The organism is Streptomyces sp. SAS_270, assembly GCF_052543295.1.
On the sequence record NZ_JBMNDS010000170.1, the window covers coordinates 1 to 2974 of the forward strand.

At 67.5% G+C, this 2974-nt stretch carries 1 protein-coding gene; it reads left to right on the plus strand.

Annotation, left to right across the window (positions count from 1 at the left end; all coding sequences use genetic code 11):
* Positions 1 to 617: 617 nt before the first annotated feature.
* Positions 618 to 2879, plus strand: coding sequence for a P-loop NTPase fold protein (locus tag ACN6LB_RS45655; RefSeq protein ID WP_445031074.1), 2262 nt, complete (start codon positions 618 to 620; stop codon positions 2877 to 2879).
* The last annotated feature ends 95 nt before the right edge of the window (positions 2880 to 2974 follow it).

The following is a 2974-nucleotide window of genomic DNA, read 5'->3' on the forward strand; positions in this document are numbered from 1 at the left end:
CGAGGATCCCAGGCCGACCGCGCTGGTCGCAGCCGCCCTCGCCTGCCTGGACGCGGCCGCGAGAGGGTGGGTGGCCGGCGAGGGCGCTGTTCCCCTCGCTGACCTGCTCGATCAGGCAATGGGCGCGCTGACGGAGTAACCGCCCACCCAAGGCCGGCGATCGGCGCTCACCGACCGGGACGGCGAGCCACGGCTGTCCCGTGCCGAGCGGCACGGAGCTGGGGGGTGGGTCCGCGGGGGCCCGAAACTTTATGAACCCAAGCATCGTGGCCACGGAGCCGCAGGTCACGCAGTCTGCTCCCCGCGCAGGCGGGGGTGGTCCCTGCTTGCCGTACTGGAAGCCGGCGATGACCCTCTGGCGTGGTCCGAGTTCGCCGATACCGGTCCCTGCCCTACATGCGGCCATTAGTCTGAAAGGGGCCGCGCAAGCCCACACAAGCGGGTATTGATACTCCGTCATGCCCGAACTGCCGATGTCCTGGTGAGGCCCAGGTTCAGCCGGCGAACGCAGGTGGGGCGGATCCGGACACACGGCCGAGCACGCTCAGCGTCGCTCTGGAGGACATCTTGTCCGTACGCTCGGCCGGAGGGGGCTACGCGTGGAGACAGCTGGAGAAATGAATCAGCCGCCCCGGGACATTCAGCTCACTCCCCAGGAACGGCTCACGCTCCTCAGTGCGATCGCCGACATCTTCCGCGACATGCACTCGGCCCGACTGCTGCTGGACAACATCGGCTTCCCGCGGGGTCAGGTCCCCGCGTTCACCAGCCCGCTCAACTTCTGGAACGAGATCTTCTTCCAGATCGACGCCGGCGCTCCCACGACGTTCCGCCTGATGCTCGCAACCGCTTTCCGGATCTACGGCGCCCACTCCGACCTGCGCGAACTCAGCGAACGCCACGGCGTGCTGCACGTACCGTCGGGTACGCCGAGTCCTAGGTGGCGGGGGGTGCCTCTGGGCCAGCCGTTACTCAACGCCAACGCGACTTCCCTTGGCGATTGGGGGGCGTTGATGTATGTCAACGCCCAGCCTGTTCTCACCGCAGCAGGCCTTGGCGAGCTGAGCTTCTGGTTTCCCACTTCGGCGTCCAGCGAGGTTGACGGGTTGTCCGTCCGCGGCTTCGAGGGGTTTGCGCGATGGGGGGCTTGGGGGTTGGTTGGCCGTCGGCCGGTGTTGGCCACGGGGGGAGAGGACGGGACGATTAGCCTGTGGGGTCTCTTCGAATCGGGCCAGGGCCCGTCGTTGCTGGCGGCCGTCACGCATTCGCTCACCGGCCATGATGGTCCTGTGCTGTGGGGGGCATGGCAGCGCATTGAGGGACGGCCGGTGCTAGCAAGCGGGGGAGAGGACGGAACGGTCCGGTGGTGGGATCCAGCCGAGGGGCTGCCGCTGGGGAATCCGCTCCACGGTCATTTCCATCCTGTCTCGTGGGGAGCGTGGGGGATGGCCAACGGCCATCCGGTCTTGGCCACGGGTGGCCAAGACGAGGTAGTGAACCTATGGGAACCCGGGCAGACTCGGGGAATTGAGAAAAACACGGGTCCCACCCAGTGGGGGGCCTGGGGGATCGTCGACCACCAGCCCGTCCTCGCTACCGGCGGTGATGGCAGCAAGGTCCAGATGACCAACGTTGACACCACCTCGTCCACCGTGACGCTGGTCAGTGAGACGAGGGCCGCCGGCCCCCTGTTGTGGGGGGAATGGGCCACTGTCGGCGGCCAGGCTGTCCTGGCGGCAGGAGGTGACGGTCGGGTCGTGAACCTCTTCACCGCCGGTCCTGGTGCTTCAACAGCTCGTGGGCTGATCGGGCACACCGGCACCGTGCGGTGGGGGAGTTGGGGCAGAATCGAGGGGCGTCCCGTGCTGGCCACGGGAGGCGACGACGCAACGGTAAGGCTCTGGGACCCGGTCCGTGGCGCACCGCTGGGGGAACCGCTGACCGGTCACCCAACTGGGGTCCGCTGGGGTATTTGGGGGCAGGTGGGAGACCGGCCGACTCTGTTCACTGGGAGCCGCGAGGAGATCCGGCCCTGGGAGATCATCGAAGATCGCCCCTTGCCCAGGTTCCTGCCGGCCTACAGGTCGGATGCCGTTCCCGCTGTGGACGAGCTGGACCGCACTGACGATGCAGCCGCCTTGGCAGAACTGGTCACCGCGCGCACCGCCACGCCTCCCTTGGCGGTAGGGCTGTTTGGGGACTGGGGTGAAGGCAAGAGCCATTTCCTCAACCTGCTGCGCCAAGAGGTTGAGACAGCAGCGCGGCCGGACAACCCGTTGTCCCATACCGCGGTCCGTCAGGTGCAGTTCAACGCCTGGCACTACGCGGAGACGGACCTCTGGGCCAGCCTGGTCGCCGAACTGTTCGCTCAGCTCGCCACTCCGACGGACGGGGATCTGGCGTCCGAACAGCGTCGGCAGTCCCGGCTGACAGCGGAATTGATCGCGGAGCGGGGCCTCAGGGAACGGCTGCGAGCGGCCCGCGCGCGTCGGGATGACCTGCGGCGAGCCCTCCGTGAACCGGCAGGCCCCTGGGACTCACTGCCGCCGGCTCAGCAACAGGAGTTGAGACTTCTCGCCGGTGAGCGCCCTGAAGAAGTCTTCCGGGAGGCTGCTCGCAGCGCTGCGGCATTCCAGGAGACAGGCAGAGCAGCATGGCGGCTTGTCCGTGGAGTTCCCGCAGCCGTGATCGTGAAGCTCCTCAGCCTTGTTGTCGCTTTGGCCGTGGTGGCCGTAGCAGTTGTCTGGGGTCTTCCAGGCGTGTGGCGTTGGGCAGCTTCGGTTCCGGGCGTGGCCGGCCTGCTCGCGGCCCTGTTCCTGAAAGCACAGTTCGCGAGCGCGGCGAAGGCACGCGCAAGCAAGGCGTGGCAGGCAGCCTGAGGGGCCTCGCGTTTGCCGGACAGGTGTCTGACCGTCTATTTCACGCGGCGATTCGCAACTTCTCGTACTCGGCGTGGACTTCGCGTGGAGGGCGG

What these genes read in the sequence shown, in the direction of transcription:
- ACN6LB_RS45655 (WP_445031074.1), top strand. Translation starts at nt 618, where the DNA reads ATGAATCAGCCGCCCCGGGACATTCAGCTCACTCCCCAGGAACGGCTC.